Below are 17,175 nucleotides of genomic sequence, written 5' to 3' on the forward strand. Positions count from 1 at the left end.
ACGGTCCTGAAATCTCGAGAGTACCTTGGGGCGCGCCATCTGTTGACGCTTCGCCATTGCCTAACTGGTTTTGCATCAAAGCTGAACCTGTCTTGAAACCGCCAACCCATCGCGCGCCTGTTGGCGCGGTGGCGTGAAATGTGCCATTGCCATCCCAGCGCCGTGTCTGGTTCCCATCGGTGACGCCCCCACGATGGAAGCCAGGGCCTGATTTGGAGATACCATATGAAGATTGCCGTTGCCGGTATTGGATACGTTGGCCTGTCGAATGCCGTTCTTTTGGCTCAGAAGCATGAAGTCGTGGCGCTCGACTTGGATGCCAGCCGGGTAGAGATGTTGAACGCCCGGCAAAGCCCGATCGTGGACCCGGACATCGAACGGTACTTGAGCGATATTCCGCTGACGTTGCAGGCAACCACAGATCCAGCCGAAGCCTTCGCGGGTGCAGATGTGGTGATCGTTGCCACACCGACAAACTACGACACGGTGACCAACCATTTTGACACGTCTTCGGTAGAGGCGGTTGCCCAGCAGGCCGCAGCCCAACAACCGGATGCGACCATCGTCATCAAATCCACGATACCGGTTGGCTTCGTGCAAGACTTCCGGGCGCGGACCGGCCTGACCAATGTTCTCTTCTCGCCGGAGTTTCTGCGCGAGGGGCGCGCCCTCTATGACAACCTGCACCCCAGCCGAATTGTCGTAGGGGAGCGGTCGGAGCGGGCGCAGGCTTTTGCGGACCTTCTGCTGGACGGGGCGATTACCAAAGATGTCCCCGTTCTGCTGACGGACCCCTCCGAGGCCGAGGCCATCAAACTGTTCGCGAACACCTACCTGGCGATGCGCGTCGCCTATTTTAACGAGTTGGACAGCTACGCCCTGTCCCATGGCATGGACAGTCGGCAGATCATCGAAGGGGTCGGCTTGGACCCGCGCATTGGGGCGCACTACAACAACCCATCCTTCGGCTATGGTGGGTATTGCCTGCCAAAGGACACGAAGCAGCTTTTGGCGAATTACTCCGAGGTTCCGCAAAACCTGATCGCTGCCATTGTGGAAGCCAACCGCACGCGGAAGGGCTTCATCTCAGAACAAATCCTGGCGCGAGGACCAAAGGTGGTTGGCATCTATCGCCTGGTGATGAAGGCAGGATCGGACAATTTCCGCCAAAGCTCCGTCCAGGGGATCATGAAACGGCTCAAGGCAAAGGGGATCGAGGTCTTGGTCTTTGAACCGGCCTTGGACGAAGAGACCTTCTTCAATTCCCCGGTGCTGACGGACCTCGAAGCCTTCAAGGCGCAGTCAGACGTCATCGTGGCGAACCGCATGACCGACGATCTGCTCGACGTGGAGGCCAAAGTCTTCACACGCGATCTATTCGGGGGCGACTGACGTGACAGCGACTCCGGATCCCATGACGTCAGAGACCGCCGGGCCCTCACCAGGTCCCGCGCCGATCAGCGCGACCGAGGCGGCGGCCCTGCGTCCCGTGCGCAAGACCGTGCGGTTGAGTGGTATCCGGACAATCGTCGCTTTGATCCTGCGGGAAATGACCTCCAGCTACGGTCGGTCCCCTGGCGGCTATGCCTGGATGATCCTGGAGCCGCTGCTGGGCATCCTGTTCCTCACGGTCCTGTTCGTGATGATCGGGCTGCGTAGCCCGCAGCTGGGCACGAACTTCGCGATCTTCTTCGCCACGGGAATCCTGCCGTTCAATATGTACATGGAGGTGAGCAACAAGACCGCTCAATCCATCAACTTCTCAAAGGCTCTGCTGTCGTACCCGCGTGTGACCTATGTGGACGCCATTCTGGCGCGAATCACACTCACGGTCCTGACGCAGCTTCTGGTGGCGGTCCTGCTGATCAGCGCGATCCGTGGTTTGTTCGAGACGCGAACGGTCGTACAAATGGAACCAATCCTGCTGTCCTATGCCATGGCCATCGTCTTGGGCGCAGGTGTGGGGATGTTGAATTGCTTTCTCATCACCCAATTCCCGATCTGGCAACAGGTCTGGGGCATTGCCAACCGACCTTTGTTTTTCCTGTCGGGGATCATCCTGATCCTCGAAGGGCTGCCCGAGCAGTATAAGGAATACTTCCTTTGGAACCCCTTAATCCATGTGACCGCACAGATGCGGTCCGGATTCTACGTCGGGTATGACGTGGTCTATGTGAACCCGGCCTATGTGTTTGGGGTGGGGCTCGTTCTCGGCCTTGTTGGCATGGTGTTCCTGCACCGCTACCACCGAGACATGCTGGAGTTGTAGGGCGGGTCCATGCCCGCCCATCCATGTCTTAACTGTCCAAGAACGCCTGGAACGTCCCGCGTCGGATAAGATCCGGCAAGACCTGATGGCGGGCGTGACCCTCCATCGGGTGCAGGGTTACGCCGGGCAGGCCCCCGATATCCTCGGAATGCCCGCGGTCGGTCGCGTTGTTGATGCCGTAGTACAAATCGACCGGACACTGGCTGTCGATAGTCGGCAAGACGGCATTCAGATCCAGCTCCTCGGGTGCAAAACTCCGATTGAGGCGGGCGATCAACATGCGCGCGCGACGGTCGTCGCCCCGCAGGAACCGCCCGATGGAGGTCGCAACGCTGAGACCAAGGACCTTTTCGGCGCCGAGTTCCCGCGCGTAGCTGATGGCACTAAAGCCCCCGGAGCTGAGCCCCATGACCAGCAAGCGCTCCGTCTTGAGATCCGCGAGCTTGTCCTTAATCGCGGCAATCGTACCGGCACGATCCGACGCGAGCGAGCCAATGCCACCAATGAACAAACGGAACGAATGGTCCCGCAGGAAGAGCGTTGCCGCACCGCTGCGCGCGGCAAAGGCATCGATGACCTCAAAGTCATAGTTCAAGCGGTGGGTCAGATCGGTGAAGCACAAGAGCGTGACGCCGGTTTGTGACGGCTCCGACGCGATAACTTCGGCGTTCGTGTCTTCGACCAAGGGGCGTTTGCGGTCTTGGGGACCAGGCAGAAGCGTCAGGACCTCGGCCATGACCTCATCTTGCGCGGACAAGCCACGGCCCTGCTTCCGCTCGATCATATCTTCGGCTTTGGCCAGGGCGTCATCCCGCTGGCCTTGCAAGGCAAGGCGATACACGCCGTTGGCCTCCGGCTTGAAATCCGCGTCGTTGCGGATGTCCAAGTCGCCCACGCGCAGGTGGCGGCCAAGGCTTTCGGGCCAATGGTCGATCATCTCGGTCTTGAGGGCATCGGCCTCGCTCGGCTCCATCCCCGCAAGCGTCGACATGATCGCCGGATAGCGCGGGTTGCGACGGGCCACGACGAGCGCTTCGCGAATGGCATCCACGGCCCGTTCCGGTGTCTCAGACCGCAGGATCGCAACATAGAGCGCGCGGTGCGCCTCCGGCATGCCTGGGTCGATATCCAAGGCCCGGTTCGCCGCCCGCTCGGCCAGCGTTGGCTGTTCGCGGCGCATCTGCAACTTGGCGAGGGATACGGCAAGATCGGCGTCGTCCAAGCGTTCGGTGATCCAGCTGAGCAGGCTTGCCTGTTTCTTCAGGTTCACATCGGCCATGCGCACCCGCTTATAGAGCGTGGCAACGGACGCCGGGTCAGCCTTGGCACGCGCCGCCCGTTCCAGGGTAATCAGGGCTTCATCAAAATCCTCGGCCATCTGAATTTGCGCTTCCGCGCGCAAAAGCTCCGCTTCGGGGCCAGTCGTCAGGTCGGGTTCATCGTCGAGCGCCATGAGCGCACTTTCGCCTTCCCGCTCGGCGAGAAACTCTCGGACTTCCTCCAAGAGCGCGGCTAGATCGGCATCGGCGGACGTCGAAATTTCTGTCGTCACGGGACCTCTCCATTCAGTGTCCCGCCGGGTTTAGCGGAATTATCGCCGAACCTTAATCGGGTTTTATCCAAAAAAACCGCGACCGGTTGCAGCAAACGGCCCCGCCGCCATCACATGGGACCAGCGCCCGATCAGAACAATAGGACGTCATCGGCGGTCAAACTGGGGGTGTTTTCAAGCCGGAGGATCAGTTCAGGTTCGGCAGGACCACGCCGCCCATCCGTGTCAATAAACAGTGATCCCGTGCGTTGGTCGTACCGCACCGCACCCGAGCCCAGCGCCGAGGCCGCCTGCGCCTCAGTCACGTCGCGCGGATCAATCCGGCCATCGCCCAGGCCAAAGTAGCGATCATCCAACGCCAGCTTATCCCCTGGGGTGAAATCGCGGATCAGCGCCGGACCGGGCGGGTCCGTGATCTGAAACGCGAAGTAATCGCGACCACCCGCGCCAGTGATCGTGTCCTCTCCACCGCCGCCGACCAGAATGTTGGACCCGGCGTTTCCGATGATTTCCGTCGCGAAACCATTGCCGTTCACCCGCAGGTTCCCGCGTCCCTCTAAGATGATGTGTTCAACGGCTGCGGCACCAAGGGTCACCTCGGCGGTGGCCAGGATCGTGTCATCCCCGGCGCCTGACACCTCGAAGACGCGGTCGTTGCGAGCGTCGATACGGTAGGTATCGCTGCCCTGCCCGCCATCCAACCGATCGGCGCCTGTCCCCCCATCCAGCGTGTCCGCCCCGCCGCCACCCGCAAGGGTGTCGTTTCCAGACCCGCCAAGCAATTGGTCCGAGCCCGCGTCACCGGTCAGTTGATCGCCCCCGGATCCACCGGAGAGCGTGTCATTACCCGTACCGCCAGAAAGCACATCGGACCCGGCCCCAGCCTCCAGGCTGTCGCCACCGTCGTCACCGGTCAGCGTGTCATCGCCAGCGCCACCGACCAGACGGTCATCGCCTTGCCCACCGGATATCACATCGTGTCCGACGCCACCGTCCAACGTATCGGCACCGCCACCGCCAACCAGCGAGTCGTCGCCAGCGCCGCCCGAGAGGGAATCAGCATCTGCCCCACCGGATAATGTGTCATCGGCATCCGTGCCCTCGGTGGGCGGCGGTGGGTCTTTCACGCCGATGGGCGCCGGAATGGCGATGGTCTCTTCCTCCATCCACGCAGGCAGTATCCGATCAAGACCGATCACTTGATCTGAAAGGAGCGTGGCGCGGGTCAAGGGCTCGGTATCGGCTGTCTCTATGTGGAGGGTTTCAGACCCGAACGTAATGGTTGCGCCATCGTCCGTCGGTGCCACCGACAGTTGCATTGGGTTTCGCAGGAACATCCAGCCAGACAGATCCAGCCGGTCCACGCCGACCTCAAAATCCGAGATCCGGTCCGCTTCACCATCGGGATGGAAGACGAAGACATCTGCCCCGGCGCCACCCGTCAAGACGTCGTTGCCCGCGCCATCCATGAGGATGTCATCACCATCGCCACCCAACAGCCTGTCGTCCCCATCAGCACCGGCAAGCACATCATCCCCGGTCGTTCCATTGGCCGTGCCGCCGTCATCGTCCAAGACCACCGTCTCCCCTGCCTCACCCGTGGGGATCGAAATCATGGTGAGGCCTGGTTCGGTGGCGCTCGCCGCCAGGAGGATCAGATCGCCGCCGCGGTCGGTCAGGGTTGCAGCACTGAGGTTGGCAAGACCCGTGTTGAGTTCGTCCTGCACAGTTACGCGGTGGAGCAAACGACCACCGGGCAATAATTGGAAGATCGTCGCGCCATCATCGGCGCCCGTCGCCAGAACGTAGGTGGCGCCCTTCACCGTGTGGGTTTGCAAGGTGCCGATGGACTGAAACCGTGTGGAGAGGTCGTCCAGCACATGATCCGTCGCCGTGAAATTCCCGAACCGGTCGAGGATGAAAACGCTCAGGCTGTTGGAGCCAGCCCCGCCAACCAAGACATAGGCCGTTCCGTCAATCACGGCGGTCGCGACGGTTGTGGGCGCCTGAACGCCCGGGCCATCGGCGGGAGCGATCCGCCCGTCTCGCCGAAGTAGGCCGTTATCTTCGACTTCATAGCTGATCAGCGTATCGAACCCGTCGCCTGTGCCCACAAGCCACGTTCTGTCCCCGACGGAAATGCTGGCCAGATCGGTCAGACCGAAGGGACCCACGCGGGCCAGGGCGTCTTCGGGACCACGGGATTGCATCGCCCCATCGTCGGTCAAAACCCAATGGTGAACCTTCCGATCCCCGGCGCGAGAGCCATAAAGGTGGAACGTGCCGTCAACCTCGACCATTTCTAAGGAGCGCAGGTCAGACGGAAGAACCTCCTGATCGCCGTCGTTCAATCGCGCCAAGCGACCGTTCGTCTGAACGGTCATTTGACCGGGTCCATCCAAACCCCAAGCGAACAGATACGAAGCCGATCCAGTCTCGATCTGCGTAAGCTGCGTCGATATCCCCACGGCGGCGCCCGCCGGTAAGTCGGCTGTGCCCGTGCGCGTAACGCGCGAGCCGGTCATGGACCACGAGGCGATGCCCGCGTTTCCCGCATGGGTCGTTGTGAAGATACGACCGCCGACACCAACAGATATGTCCGTGACATCAGTCAGATAGGGATCTGACTCAGCCGTCCAGGTCTGGGAAAGGTCTGCACTACGCAGGGTCATGGCGGTCTCCATCGGGTAAGATGGAGATGCAGGTCAGGCGTGGCGGAATGGCGGATCAGCGCGTGCAAAGCCCGCGGCGAAAATCTGGACATTCCAGAAATTTCTTATTTAATTTTAGAAGGTTAATTCCCCTCCCCCCCCGGGCTCCGCTGGCCGCTGCCCTCACAGGACGACCCTGGGCCGGACGACCCTCCAAGGGCCGCCCGCTGGTGGGTGTCGGTTAACGGATCGTTAAGTGCTCAACGGGAGGGTCCCTGCGATTTTCGTCTCACCTGTCGGTCCGGAGCCAGCCATGTCCCAAACCACCCCAATCCTCGATCTTCCGTTGATCCAGGCGTCCCAGGCGCAAAAGCACGTGACCCACAACGAGGCGATGGCTGCGCTCGACGCGCTGGTTCAACTGGTCGTGGCCGACATGGACCGGACCGAACCCCCCGCGACCCCAGCGGAGGGCGACCGCCATATCGTTGGGGCCGGGGCCACGGGCGACTGGCTTGGCAAATCCGGTCAGATCGCGGCGCTTCTGGGCGGGGGGTGGGTCTATTACTCGCCCAGCGCGGGGTGGCGAACCCATGTCGTCTCGCTCGGGGCAGATGCCGTGTTTGACGGCACGGACTGGCAGCCGGTGGTCGGTCAGGGGCCCCTGACCACCCTTGGCCTCAACACGTCGGCGGATACGACGAACCGCCTGGCGGTCTCGGCGGAGGCGACGCTTCTGACCCATGATGGGGCGGGACATCAGATCAAAGTTAACAAAGCCACCGCCGCTGACACCAATAGCCTTTTGTTTCAGACGAATTGGTCTGGCCGCGCGGAGATGGGATGCGCCGGCGAGGATGCCTGGTCCATCAAAGTGAGCGCCGACGGCACGGCCTGGACCACGGCCCTGCGCGTTGATCCGGCGACAGGCTTGGTGGACGGCGCGGCGGTTCAAGACACGGCTAACGACACAACACCTGGCCGCTTGATGCGCGCGGATTGGGGGTATGGCCCTGGCAACCTGTTGGCGCCCGTGTCCATGGGGGCGGGCGCCGTCCCGACGGGAGGTGTCCTGGAGCGGGGCACGACCGCCACGGGAAACTTCGTCAAAATGGCTGATGGGACGCTCATTTGCACGGCGGAGATCACGCTCACCCAGGTGGCAAGCTCCCGGATCGAGGGCACCTGGACATTTCCCGTGTCGTTCATCGATCCTGCGGATCTGATCATTACGAGCCATCTGGACGACGACAGCGTCAACGATCACTGCACACCGTTCGTTACGAGCCTGGGTTTGCGGACGCATTTGCCGCCAAGCACGACCGCGGTCACTTTCCGGCAGTATCGCATCGCCGGGATGAGCAACTTTGCGTCGGGCGACTACGCCCTGGCCCGCGTTATGGCCGTGGGGCGCTGGGCCTAATCGGTCCGGCGTCCGACCCGGTTTACGGCGGGTCAGACGCTTTGAGAAGACGCGAGAATTACTTCAGCTTGGCAACGCCCAACGGGACATTGAACCGCTCACACCAGATCCAGACCTCATTGTACTGGCTCGGGTTAATGCCCGCTGGGATCGTGTAGCTGCTGGCGCCAGTGTCCGATGTCAGCGGACCCATGAGGGTCGAGGGATCATATCCGTTGCGACCCAGGGCAACCTTGGGGTCGGGCGCCCCATCAAAGGTGAAATCCGCCAGCAGATTGACTTGGTTTCCTGCGATCTCTGCGGTGCCGGTGGTCACATGGTTCGAGGCGCCCGTGAAACTGCCCAGGCGCCCGTGCCCTCCGGCCAACAGGGATCCAGCGGGTAAGGCGGCAACGCCCGTGGCGACGGACAGCATAAAAGAACGACGGTACATGGATATCTCCGGTGCTATGGTGTGGGGGGACTGTGCATCGACCACCTTAGCGAGGCATAGCCCCACCCACGGGGACGTGACCGCCGTTGCGTTTCCGTGAACGTTCCTTACGTAGGCCCAGGTAAGGAGAGACCCATGACCGACCTGACCCCGCGCGAAATCGTGTCCGAGCTCGACCGTTTCATCATCGGCCAGAAGGACGCCAAACGCGCCGTGGCCGTGGCCCTGCGCAACCGCTGGCGCCGCAAGCAGTTGGGCGACGACCTGCGGGACGAAGTCTATCCGAAGAACATCCTCATGATCGGGCCGACCGGTGTCGGTAAGACCGAGATCAGCCGCCGCTTGGCCAAACTGGCCCGCGCGCCCTTTCTGAAGGTCGAGGCCACGAAGTTCACCGAAGTGGGCTACGTGGGCCGCGACGTGGAGCAGATCATCCGCGATCTGGTCGATGCGGCTCAACTGATGATCCGCGAACAAATGCGCGAAGAGGTGAAAGCCAAGGCCCATTCCGCCGCCGAAGACCGCGTGATCACCGCAATCGCGGGCGAAGACGCGCGGGACGGCACGCGCGAGGCATTCCGCAAAAAGCTGCGCGCCGGTGAGTTGGACGACAAGGTGATTGAACTGGAGGTCGCCGATACCTCGAACCCCATGGGCGGCATGGCGATCCCGGGACAGCCCGGCATGGACCAGATGGCCAATCTGGGCGAACTCTTCGGCAAGATGATGCAGCGCACCGTGAAAAAGCGTCTCACCGTCGCGGCCTCCTACGACTTGCTGATCGACGAAGAGGCCGACAAGCTGCTCGATCCCGAGGCGGTGACCCGCGAAGCCGTGCGCGCCGTGGAACAGAACGGCATCGTCTTCATCGATGAAATCGACAAGGTCGCCGCCCGTCAGGATGCCCGGGGCGGCGATGTCAGCCGCGAGGGCGTGCAGCGCGACCTGCTACCGCTGATCGAGGGGACGACCGTCTCGACCAAGCACGGCGCCGTGAAAACAGACCATATCTTGTTCATCGCCTCCGGCGCCTTCCACATCGCCAAGCCGTCGGATCTGTTGCCCGAGTTGCAGGGTCGTCTGCCCATCCGGGTCGAGTTGCGCGCCCTGACTGAGGCGGATTTCGTGCGGATCTTGACGGAAACCGACAATGCCCTGACCCGTCAGTACACCGCCCTGATGGCCACCGAAGAGGTCACAGTGACCTTCACCGACGAGGGCATCGCGGCCCTGGCCCGGATCGCGGCGCAGGTGAACGAGAGTGTCGAGAACATCGGCGCGCGACGGCTCTACACGGTGTTGGAGCGCGTGTTCGAGGAATTGTCCTTCGACGCGCCAGATCAAGGCGGGACGGAGGTCACCATCGACGCCAGCTTCGTGGAGACCCAATTGGGCGAGCTCGCGAAATCGACCGACCTGTCACGATACGTGTTGTGACCAGCACGGGCGCGTTCCTGCGGGACAACGCGCCCTTTCTCTCCGCCGGGGTCCTGATCTCGTTCACATCGAGCTATGGCCAAACCTTCTTCATCGGCCTCTTCGCGGGGCAGATCATGGCAGACTTTTCCCTGACCGACGGGCAATGGGGCGCGCTCTATGCCGTCGCGACGACGATTTCGGCGGCGGTCATGGTCTTTGTTGGGCCGGTCAGCGACCGATTGCGGATCCGGCAATTGGCCGTCGCGACCAGCCTGCTGCTGATCCTTGCCTGCCTGATGATGGCGGGGGCGAGCCATGTGGCAGGTCTCGCGCTGACGGTCTTTCTGTTGCGCTTCGCCGGTCAAGGAATGATGAGCCACCTGGCCGCCCTCGCCATGGCGCGCTGGTTCGTGGCCACCCGTGGACGCGCCCTGTCGATCTCCGCCATGGGCTTCGCCTTAGGCCAGGCTGTGCTTCCCATCGTCTTTGTCGCGGGCATGGCAGTGATCGACTGGCGGTGGCTCTGGTGTTTCGCAGCCGGGGCGGTCCTTGTCTCCATCCCTGTTGTCCTGCGCCTCTTGCGGACGGAGCGTACCCCCCAGAGCATCGCGACCGAGACGGCAGTGACAGGCCTGGGCGGGCGCCACTGGACCCGGGGGCAAATGCTGCGCCACGGCCTGTTCTGGGCGCTGGTCCCCCTCCTCCTCGGGCCACCCGCCTTTGGGACAGCGCTGTTTTTCCACCAGGTCCACCTGGTCGAGACCAAGGGCTGGACCCTTGCGGGATATGTTGCGCTGCTGCCGCTTTTTACGTTGGTATCCGTGGTCGTAACGCTGACCTCCGGCATGGTGTTGGACCGGGTCGGCGCGGGTCGGTTGATCCGGGTGTACCTTCTCCCGTTCGCGCTGGCGTTTCTGTTGATGGGATGGACGCAAAGTCTTGGTGGCGCGGCCCTGGCACTCGCTGTCTTCGGCCTCGGGACCGGGTTACAAGCGACTGTTCCGACCGCGTTCTGGGCGGAGTTCTATGGCACGCAACATCTAGGAGCGATCAAGGCACTTGCCGCTGCCATTATGGTCTTAGGGTCGGCGCTGGGACCGGGGTTGACGGGTTGGATCATCGACCGAGGTCTCACCTTCCCGGACCAGATGACAGCCATCGCCGTCTACTTCGTCTTTGCGGCAGCGCTGGCCACCTTGGGAATTCACCGCGCCCGCCGGAGATAGACGTAATACGCCCCGGTCCCCCCGTGGCTGCGGTTCGCCTCGGTGACCTGTAAGACAACTGACGATAGGGGCGCCATCGTCAGCCACATGGGCACCTGATGTTTCAAAACGCCGAGACGATTGGGCATGACCGTCTGGCTCGGCTTGGACTTACCCTTGCCCGTCACCACCAGGATGAGACGCTTTCCGTCCGCATGGGCCGCCATGACAAAACGGGTCAGCGCGGGCTGTGCGGTCGCCAGGGTCATTCCATGCAGATCCAGCTTACCCTCGGGCCGCAGTTTGCCGGCCTTCATCCGTTTGTGGGCTTTGGCATCCATGCGGAGGGGCGCGGCGGCAACCTGCTCGCTGATGCTGGGGGCGAGGGCGTGGGTTGAGGTCTGTGGACGCGCTTGGGCACCCAGCTTGAACGGGTCAATCCGCCTCGGTGCCACGGGATTAGGAACGGGTGGGGTCGGCGCCTCGGGCACTGGCGCGGCACGAGACTCCGCCAGGCGGTCCGCCGTCTTTGTGTAACGTTGCCAAAGGTCGCGATCCTCTGGCGACAGACGCCGACGTTTCATCTGCGCACCAGCGGGATTAGACGACCGGTGGCGTTCAAGGCCCCAGCGCGATGACCCGCCTCCGCGCCTGTTCCCATGAACAGGTCGACACGACCGGGGCCTTTGATCGCGGAGCCGGTGTCCTGGGCGATGCACAGGCGCGTGACCCCCCCTGCGTCCAGCCAAACGAGTGTCCCAAGGGGGATGTGGTCCGGGTCGACGGCAATGGATCGACCGGCCGTCACTGGCAGACCGAGGGTTCCGATGGGACCGGTAGTGTCAGGAAGATTTTGAACGCGAAAGAACACGTAACTCGGGTTACGCGCCATCATTGCGCGGCCCCGTTCTGGGTCGGCGCGGAGCCAGTCTTTGACCTGATCCGCCGTGACATCCACGGGCACCTCACCACGATCCCGCAAGACCTGACCTATGGAGCGATAAGGGTGTGCCGTCTTTGCCCCAAACCCGAGGCGCAACGTGGTCCCGTCCTGCAAGCGCAGACGCCCGGATCCCTGGACCTGAAGAAAGAACCGCTCCACATGGTCGCGTACCCAGGCAAGAACCGGGCCGTCGAAGCCCCCTTCAATTTGCGCGCGTGTCAGGGTGCAGGGCGTCTCCGGGACGCCATGGAGCGGGACCGGAAACTGATCGGTCGCGTGTAAGCTGCCTTCAATCTCCGGCTCGTAGTATCCCGTCAGGTGACACGACACTGGATGTCCCAAAGCAAAGTCAGTCTCGAAGACAGATCTGGCGTGTTGGACCGACTGGGGTGCGGAAGAGCGCTCAAAAACCCTCCGGGCAAGGGCCAGGTCATCCTCCCGCCAACCCGGCAGGTCCGAAAACGAAAGCCGCCCCGTTTCGGGGGCGGCCAGAGTTGCGCGCGGGGCAGCCATATCAGCCGCCCGTGGCGACGAGCTTCCAGTTCGGATCGTCCGATCCCATCTCGCGCGCGAAGGTCCAGATGTCGCGCTGCTTTTTGATTTCGTTCGGATTGCCTTCGACCACGGTGCCGTCTTGGTCTTTGACGACGCTGGTCAGCTCACCCACGAAACGGATCGTAACCTGACCCTCGTTCGTCGCGGCATCAAATTCGGCCTCTTCCAGGGATGTCTCCCGCACGCCGATGAAGTTCGCTTCGACCCTCAGGCCCTTATCTTCACGGTCGGAGATCACCGACAGGAAGGCTTCGTAGACGTCTTCGGACAGGAAGGGCTGCACGTCGCCCAGATCGCCGCTCTCAAAGGCCATCAGGATCATCTCGTAGGCGCCGCGCGCCCCGGCGACAAACTCCGTCACCACAAAACCAGGCTCTGCCTCTTTCATGGCGGCTAGGGCCTTTGCGGAGGGTGTCCCATCATCCACGTGATCGGTGATGTCCCGGTCAGGTCCCCCTTCGATGACCTCAAAATCACGCCGGACCGGCGACTCCGCCGGGCTGCCTAGAACCGTCGGCTTTTCAAAGCCGGTCCGCTTGCCCAGAACGTTCTTGAGACGGATCACCAGGAACAGGGCGATCGCCGCCAATACGATAAGTTGTAGTAACACGGCGTCGTTCATCCTTCGCAATCTCGGCCCAAGGTTGGGGTCGCAGGCTTGGTATCCTACACAGGGCACATATGTAAAACCCGGTGGGGGTCAAGGGAAGCGACCCCAGACGAGAGAGGTACCATGTGGCTGTTTGCCCTGTTCGTTTTGGTCCCAATCGTGGAAATCGCCCTGTTTATTCAGGTCGGTGGATGGTTGGGCCTGTGGCCGACACTGCTGATTGTGGTGCTGACCGCCTTGGCGGGAACTTACCTGGTTCGTCGGCAGGGATTGGCGCAACTGCGTGCCGTGCAGACGTCGTTCAATCGGTTGAGCGATCCGACGCGGCCCCTCGCCCATGGCGCGATGATCCTGGCGTCAGGGCTGTTACTGTTGACACCAGGTTTCTTTACGGACGCGGTTGGGTTTTCCCTGCTGGTGCCGCAGGTGCGCGATGCCCTTCTCTCGGCGATCCGGTCGCGCATTAATGTCCAGAGCTTTACCATGGGCCAAGGCCCTGCCCAGCGGCCCCACGGGCCTCAAGACACTGTGATCGATGGGGACTATGTGGAGGTGCACCGCAAGTCGGGTCCTTCGGGTTGGACCTCGCCAGATGATCGCGACACAGACCAAAGGTAGCGAACACACCTGGTCTATCACCCCTGGTCGGTCGTCGGATTGGACCCTCTCTGTTGTGAGGGGGGGTTGCCTCTGTTAACGAGCGGTCAACCAACTGACGCCTAGCCGGAGAGACCCCAAATGGCCGACACGGACGATACCGTTCCCGCCCCCGAAGCTTCCGCCGCCCCGACCAACGGCGCGACCGAGGCCCAGCCGCAAATGCCGCAGATGAAGGTCTTGGGCCAATTCGTGCGCGACATGTCCTTCGAAAACGTTGCTGCCCAAAAGGGCAAGACGATGGACGGACAGCCCGACATCAACGTGCAGGTTGGTCTGGATGCCCGAAAGCGGCAGCAGGACGGTCAGTTCGAGGTCGCATGTAAGCTGAACATCACCGCAAAGGTGAAGGGCGGCGAAGACACGATCTTTGCCATGGAGTTGGACTATGCCGGGATTTTCGCGATCTCGAACGTGCCCGACAACCAGTTGCACCCCTACCTGTTGATTGAATGCCCGCGCACCCTGTTCCCGTTCTTGCGCCGGATCGTATCCGATGTGACCCGCGACGGAGGGTTCCCGCCGCTGAACCTGGAAACCATCGATTTCGTGTCGCTGTACCGCAACGAGATCACGCGCCGCGCCCAGGCTGAGGCTGCCCAGGCAACGCCGTCCTAAGGGCCAAGCGTCGGATAAAAAGTTGGGGACCTTCGCTGGGGTCCCCGACACCTCAACTACCGATACGTTTTCCAGACCGCATCTTCGCCCAGAGCGGCCACATGGGCATCATGTGCATGACGTTCCGTCTCGCTCAGTCGGGATGGCAGCGGGGTCGGGCGCGCATAGGCTTTCCACACCTCCCCGGACACTTGAGTGGTCCGCTGTTGGCCCGCCAGGGTGAGCGTTGGTTGCCGACCACCGATCAGTTCCAGATAAACCTCTGCTAGGATCTCGCTGTCGAGCAAGGCGCCGTGCTTTTCCCGTGCAGAATTGTCGATCCCAAACCGGCGACAGAGCGCATCCAGCGATGCTGGAGACCCTGGGAACTTGCTGCGTGCAATGGCGAGCGTGTCCAGCGCTCGGTCCATCGGGAGCCGGGCCAAGCCCATCCAGCCGAGTTCCGCGTTGAGAAACTTCATGTCGAAAGCGGCGTTGTGGATGACCAGTTTCGCATCCCCGATGAAGTCGACGAAGGCTTGCCCCACCTGCGCGAAAACGGGGAAGTCCTTGAGGAAGTCATCGCCTAAGCCATGCACCTCGAAGGCACCTTGGGGCATCGACCGTTCAGGGTTGATGTATTGGTGATAGGTCCGCCCCGTGGGGACGTAGTTGATGAGTTCGACGGCTCCGATCTCGACGATCCGGTCGCCGGACTCGGGTTCGAACCCGGTCGTTTCGGTATCTAGGACGATCTCTCTCATGGGGTGTCTCCGGTGAGATCCGCGATAATCCTGTCCACGCTGGCTGCGGCCGCAGGCAAGGACAGTGTTTCGATGACATAGTCGGCCTTCGCGCGCTTTTCAGCATCCGGCATCTGACGGGATAGAATATCATCAAAGGCCGCTTCCGACATTGTCCCACGGTCCAGCACGCGGGCGCGTTGTACCTCGGGTGGAGCAGTCACCACGACCGTCTTGTCAACGGAGAGACCGGTTTCAAACAGCAGCGGGACATCCAGCACCACCAGAGGGGCCTGGGCGGTCGCAATGAATTGCGCGCGATCCTGGGCCACGAGTGGATGGACGATGGCCTCGATCAGAGACAGGGCCGTCTGATCGGTGATGATGCGCTCCCGCAGCGCGGACCGGTCTACCTGTCCGTCACGCACGGCTTCTGGGAAGGCATCCGCAATTGCGCTCACTGCGGCCCCACCGGGACCATAGAGGCGATGGACCGCGGCATCAGCGTCCCAGACAGGCACCCCACGGTCCCGAAACATGGCCGCCGTGGTGGTTTTCCCCATCCCGATGGAGCCCGTGAGGCCAACGACGATCATGCGAGGACGGCCGCACGCAGGTCAGAGTCCACCGTGGGTGTCCGCCCGAACCAGGCCTCGAACCCAGGGACCGCCTGGTGGAGCAACATCCCCAATCCATCGACAACCACATTCCCCCGCGCCCGCGCAGAGGCCAGCAAAGGCGTTTCCAGTGGCGTGTAAACAATATCGGTAACGATGGTCTCAGGCGGGAGATGGTCCAGGGACATCTGCAACGGGGGCTGGCCAACCATCCCGAGGCTGGTCGTGTTCACGAGCAACCCGTGGTCCGCAACGGCGTGTTCCGCTTGATCCCATGGGACGACCTGAACACGGTCGGGAAACTGGCTGGCGAGAGTTTCGGCCCGGGCGGCCGTGCGATTGGTCAAGGTCACGCGGTCGGTGCCATCCTGTAGCAATGCGGCAATGACCCCGCGTGCGGCACCGCCGGCCCCAAGGACCAGAGCGGGCGCGGCGCGGTCGCGCGTTGCGGCGCCTTGGTCCAGGTTCGCCAGGAACCCGTATCCATCGGTGTTATCCGCGTGGATCTGGCCATCGACGAACGTCAGGGTGTTTGCGGACCCGACAGCCTTGGCGCGCTCCGTCGTGGTGTGGGCCAGCTCAAACACGGCTTCTTTGTGGGGCAGTGTGACGTTGATCCCCGACAGGCCCAAGCGGGGGAGCAATTCCAGACTGGCCCGAAGATCCGCTGGCCGAACGTGCAAAGGGATGTACTGCCCATCGATCCCATACCGCTGTAGCCAATGCCCATGGAGCCGGGGCGAGCGACTGTGCGAGATCGGGTCGCCGATGACGCCTGCAAGTCGGATTGTCATGACGGCAAATTCCCCCGTGTGACGAGAAAATCAATCAATGGAAGAAGGGGCAATCCAAGCACCGCAAAGTAATCCCCTTGGACCTGATGGAACAGGCGCGCGCCCTCCCCTTCTAGGGTGTAGGCCCCAGCCGAATGTTGGATGGTGTCCCAGTTCCGCGCGACATATTCCGCGATGTAAGGGGCGCTGGCCCGGCGCATGACCATCGTCACATCGGAGACATGGCGCCAGATGGGTTTGCCGTCTTCCACAAGAACGGCGGCGGAGTGGAGCTTATGGCGTTGTGCCGACAACTTAGACAGTTGCGCGATGGCGTTCTCTTGACTGCTGGGCTTCCCAAGGATCTCCGTCCCGAAAGACAGGATCTGATCGCAGCCCAAAACCAGTCCGGGCCGCCGAACCCGCAAGGCCTTCATCTCGGCTAGGGCATCGGCCACATTGCGAGGCGTGTGGCCATCGGCGACGAGACTGTCGCGAAGGCTGATTTCATCGATCCGGGCCGGGACCGCCTCAAACGGGATCGCCGCGTTCCGCAGCAAAGCCTGCCGTGTTTGGGAGGACGAGGCCAGGGTCAGGATGGGGATAGACATGTGAACATCCAGAAGGAGAACCTTGTTCGAAAGCGGGTGCAAAACCTCACCCAGCCCGTTTGCCTGCATAACCCGCGAAGTCCTAGGAGGTTTGGCGAGAGTTATCCATGGGGATCA

The 17,175-nt window shown here is 62.3% G+C and carries 17 protein-coding genes; 7 read left to right on the forward strand and 10 right to left on the reverse strand.

Translation table 11 applies throughout. From position 1 onward, the window contains the following. Positions 1-225: 225 nt before the first annotated feature. Both K5R33_RS09365 and K5R33_RS09370 read left to right on the forward strand, forming a co-directional pair. The gene (locus K5R33_RS09365; RefSeq protein WP_220748764.1) at positions 226-1,392 is read left to right on the forward strand and encodes a nucleotide sugar dehydrogenase; all 1,167 of its coding nucleotides are present in this window, start codon (positions 226-228) and stop codon (positions 1,390-1,392) included. A gap of 22 nt (positions 1,393-1,414) precedes the next feature. Next, positions 1,415-2,269 (forward strand): ABC transporter permease, encoded by an 855-nt coding sequence (locus K5R33_RS09370; protein ID WP_220748765.1) that lies wholly within the window; start codon positions 1,415-1,417, stop codon positions 2,267-2,269. Positions 2,270-2,297: 28 nt separating this feature from the next. Here the strand turns inward: K5R33_RS09370 and K5R33_RS09375 are convergent, their stop codons facing one another. Both K5R33_RS09375 and K5R33_RS09380 read right to left on the reverse strand, forming a co-directional pair. Then, positions 2,298-3,821 (reverse strand): tetratricopeptide repeat protein, encoded by a 1,524-nt coding sequence (locus tag K5R33_RS09375; RefSeq protein ID WP_220748766.1) that lies wholly within the window; start codon positions 3,819-3,821, stop codon positions 2,298-2,300. Positions 3,822-3,952: 131 nt separating this feature from the next. Further along, entirely contained in the window at positions 3,953-6,493 is a 2,541-nt protein-coding gene (locus K5R33_RS09380; RefSeq protein ID WP_220748767.1) for a calcium-binding protein, read from the reverse strand. A 292-nt stretch (positions 6,494-6,785) separates the two neighbouring features. On the opposite strand from K5R33_RS09380, the gene K5R33_RS09385 reads away from it, so the two are divergent. Further along, on the forward strand, positions 6,786-7,895 hold the full coding sequence (locus K5R33_RS09385; RefSeq protein ID WP_220748768.1) for a DUF2793 domain-containing protein: 1,110 nt from the start codon (positions 6,786-6,788) through the stop codon (positions 7,893-7,895). Positions 7,896-7,953: 58 nt separating this feature from the next. On the opposite strand, the gene K5R33_RS09390 is transcribed toward K5R33_RS09385, so the two are convergent. Further along, complete coding sequence (locus tag K5R33_RS09390; RefSeq protein WP_220748769.1) at positions 7,954-8,328, reverse strand: DM13 domain-containing protein; 375 nt, start codon at positions 8,326-8,328, stop codon at positions 7,954-7,956. Positions 8,329-8,463: 135 nt separating this feature from the next. Here K5R33_RS09390 and hslU point away from each other — a divergent pair, with 135 nt between their 5' ends. Both hslU and K5R33_RS09400 read left to right on the forward strand, forming a co-directional pair. Beyond that, the gene (gene hslU, locus K5R33_RS09395) at positions 8,464-9,765 is read left to right on the forward strand and encodes an ATP-dependent protease ATPase subunit HslU (protein WP_220748770.1); all 1,302 of its coding nucleotides are present in this window, start codon (positions 8,464-8,466) and stop codon (positions 9,763-9,765) included. Beyond that, entirely contained in the window at positions 9,762-10,973 is a 1,212-nt protein-coding gene (locus tag K5R33_RS09400; protein ID WP_220748771.1) for an MFS transporter, read from the forward strand. The genes hslU and K5R33_RS09400 overlap by 4 nt, the downstream gene beginning before the upstream one ends. Here K5R33_RS09400 and K5R33_RS09405 read toward each other — a convergent pair. Genes K5R33_RS09405 through K5R33_RS09415 form a run of 3 tightly spaced genes read right to left on the reverse strand, consistent with a single transcriptional unit; the run spans position 10,952 to position 13,072 of the window. Then, positions 10,952-11,536, reverse strand: a complete 585-nt coding sequence (locus K5R33_RS09405; RefSeq protein WP_220748772.1) for a Smr/MutS family protein — start codon at positions 11,534-11,536, stop codon at positions 10,952-10,954. The genes K5R33_RS09400 and K5R33_RS09405 overlap by 22 nt on opposite strands. Next, positions 11,533-12,408, reverse strand: a complete 876-nt coding sequence (mltA, locus tag K5R33_RS09410; protein ID WP_220748773.1) for a murein transglycosylase A — start codon at positions 12,406-12,408, stop codon at positions 11,533-11,535. The genes K5R33_RS09405 and mltA overlap by 4 nt, the downstream gene beginning before the upstream one ends. Position 12,409: 1 nt before the next feature. After that, positions 12,410-13,072, reverse strand: coding sequence for a Tim44/TimA family putative adaptor protein (locus K5R33_RS09415; protein ID WP_220748774.1), 663 nt, complete (start codon positions 13,070-13,072; stop codon positions 12,410-12,412). A 111-nt stretch (positions 13,073-13,183) separates the two neighbouring features. Between K5R33_RS09415 and K5R33_RS09420 the strand changes: the two genes are divergently transcribed. Continuing rightward, complete coding sequence (locus tag K5R33_RS09420) at positions 13,184-13,678, forward strand: FxsA family protein (RefSeq protein ID WP_220748775.1); 495 nt, start codon at positions 13,184-13,186, stop codon at positions 13,676-13,678. Positions 13,679-13,798: 120 nt separating this feature from the next. Beyond that, on the forward strand, positions 13,799-14,335 hold the full coding sequence (gene secB / locus K5R33_RS09425) for a protein-export chaperone SecB (protein ID WP_220748776.1): 537 nt from the start codon (positions 13,799-13,801) through the stop codon (positions 14,333-14,335). Between the two features lie 56 nt (positions 14,336-14,391). Here secB and dnaQ read toward each other — a convergent pair whose 3' ends face one another. From dnaQ to K5R33_RS09445, 4 genes are read right to left on the reverse strand one after another with little or no spacing between them, the layout of a single operon-like run. Beyond that, complete coding sequence (dnaQ, locus tag K5R33_RS09430; protein ID WP_220748777.1) at positions 14,392-15,078, reverse strand: DNA polymerase III subunit epsilon; 687 nt, start codon at positions 15,076-15,078, stop codon at positions 14,392-14,394. Then, positions 15,075-15,653 carry a dephospho-CoA kinase gene (coaE, locus tag K5R33_RS09435; protein ID WP_220748778.1) on the reverse strand — a complete coding sequence of 193 codons (579 nt, stop codon included), beginning with the start codon at positions 15,651-15,653 and terminating at the stop codon, positions 15,075-15,077. The genes dnaQ and coaE overlap by 4 nt, the downstream gene beginning before the upstream one ends. Then, positions 15,650-16,468: a shikimate dehydrogenase gene (locus tag K5R33_RS09440; RefSeq protein ID WP_220748779.1), complete on the reverse strand. Its 819-nt coding sequence runs from the start codon at positions 16,466-16,468 to the stop codon at positions 15,650-15,652. Before K5R33_RS09440 ends, coaE begins: the two co-directional genes overlap by 4 nt. After that, on the reverse strand, positions 16,465-17,058 hold the full coding sequence (locus K5R33_RS09445) for a Maf family protein (protein ID WP_220748780.1): 594 nt from the start codon (positions 17,056-17,058) through the stop codon (positions 16,465-16,467). Before K5R33_RS09445 ends, K5R33_RS09440 begins: the two co-directional genes overlap by 4 nt. Positions 17,059-17,175 lie beyond the last annotated feature (117 nt).

The organism is Jannaschia pagri (assembly GCF_019655435.1).
GTDB lineage: Bacteria > Pseudomonadota > Alphaproteobacteria > Rhodobacterales > Rhodobacteraceae > Jannaschia > Jannaschia pagri.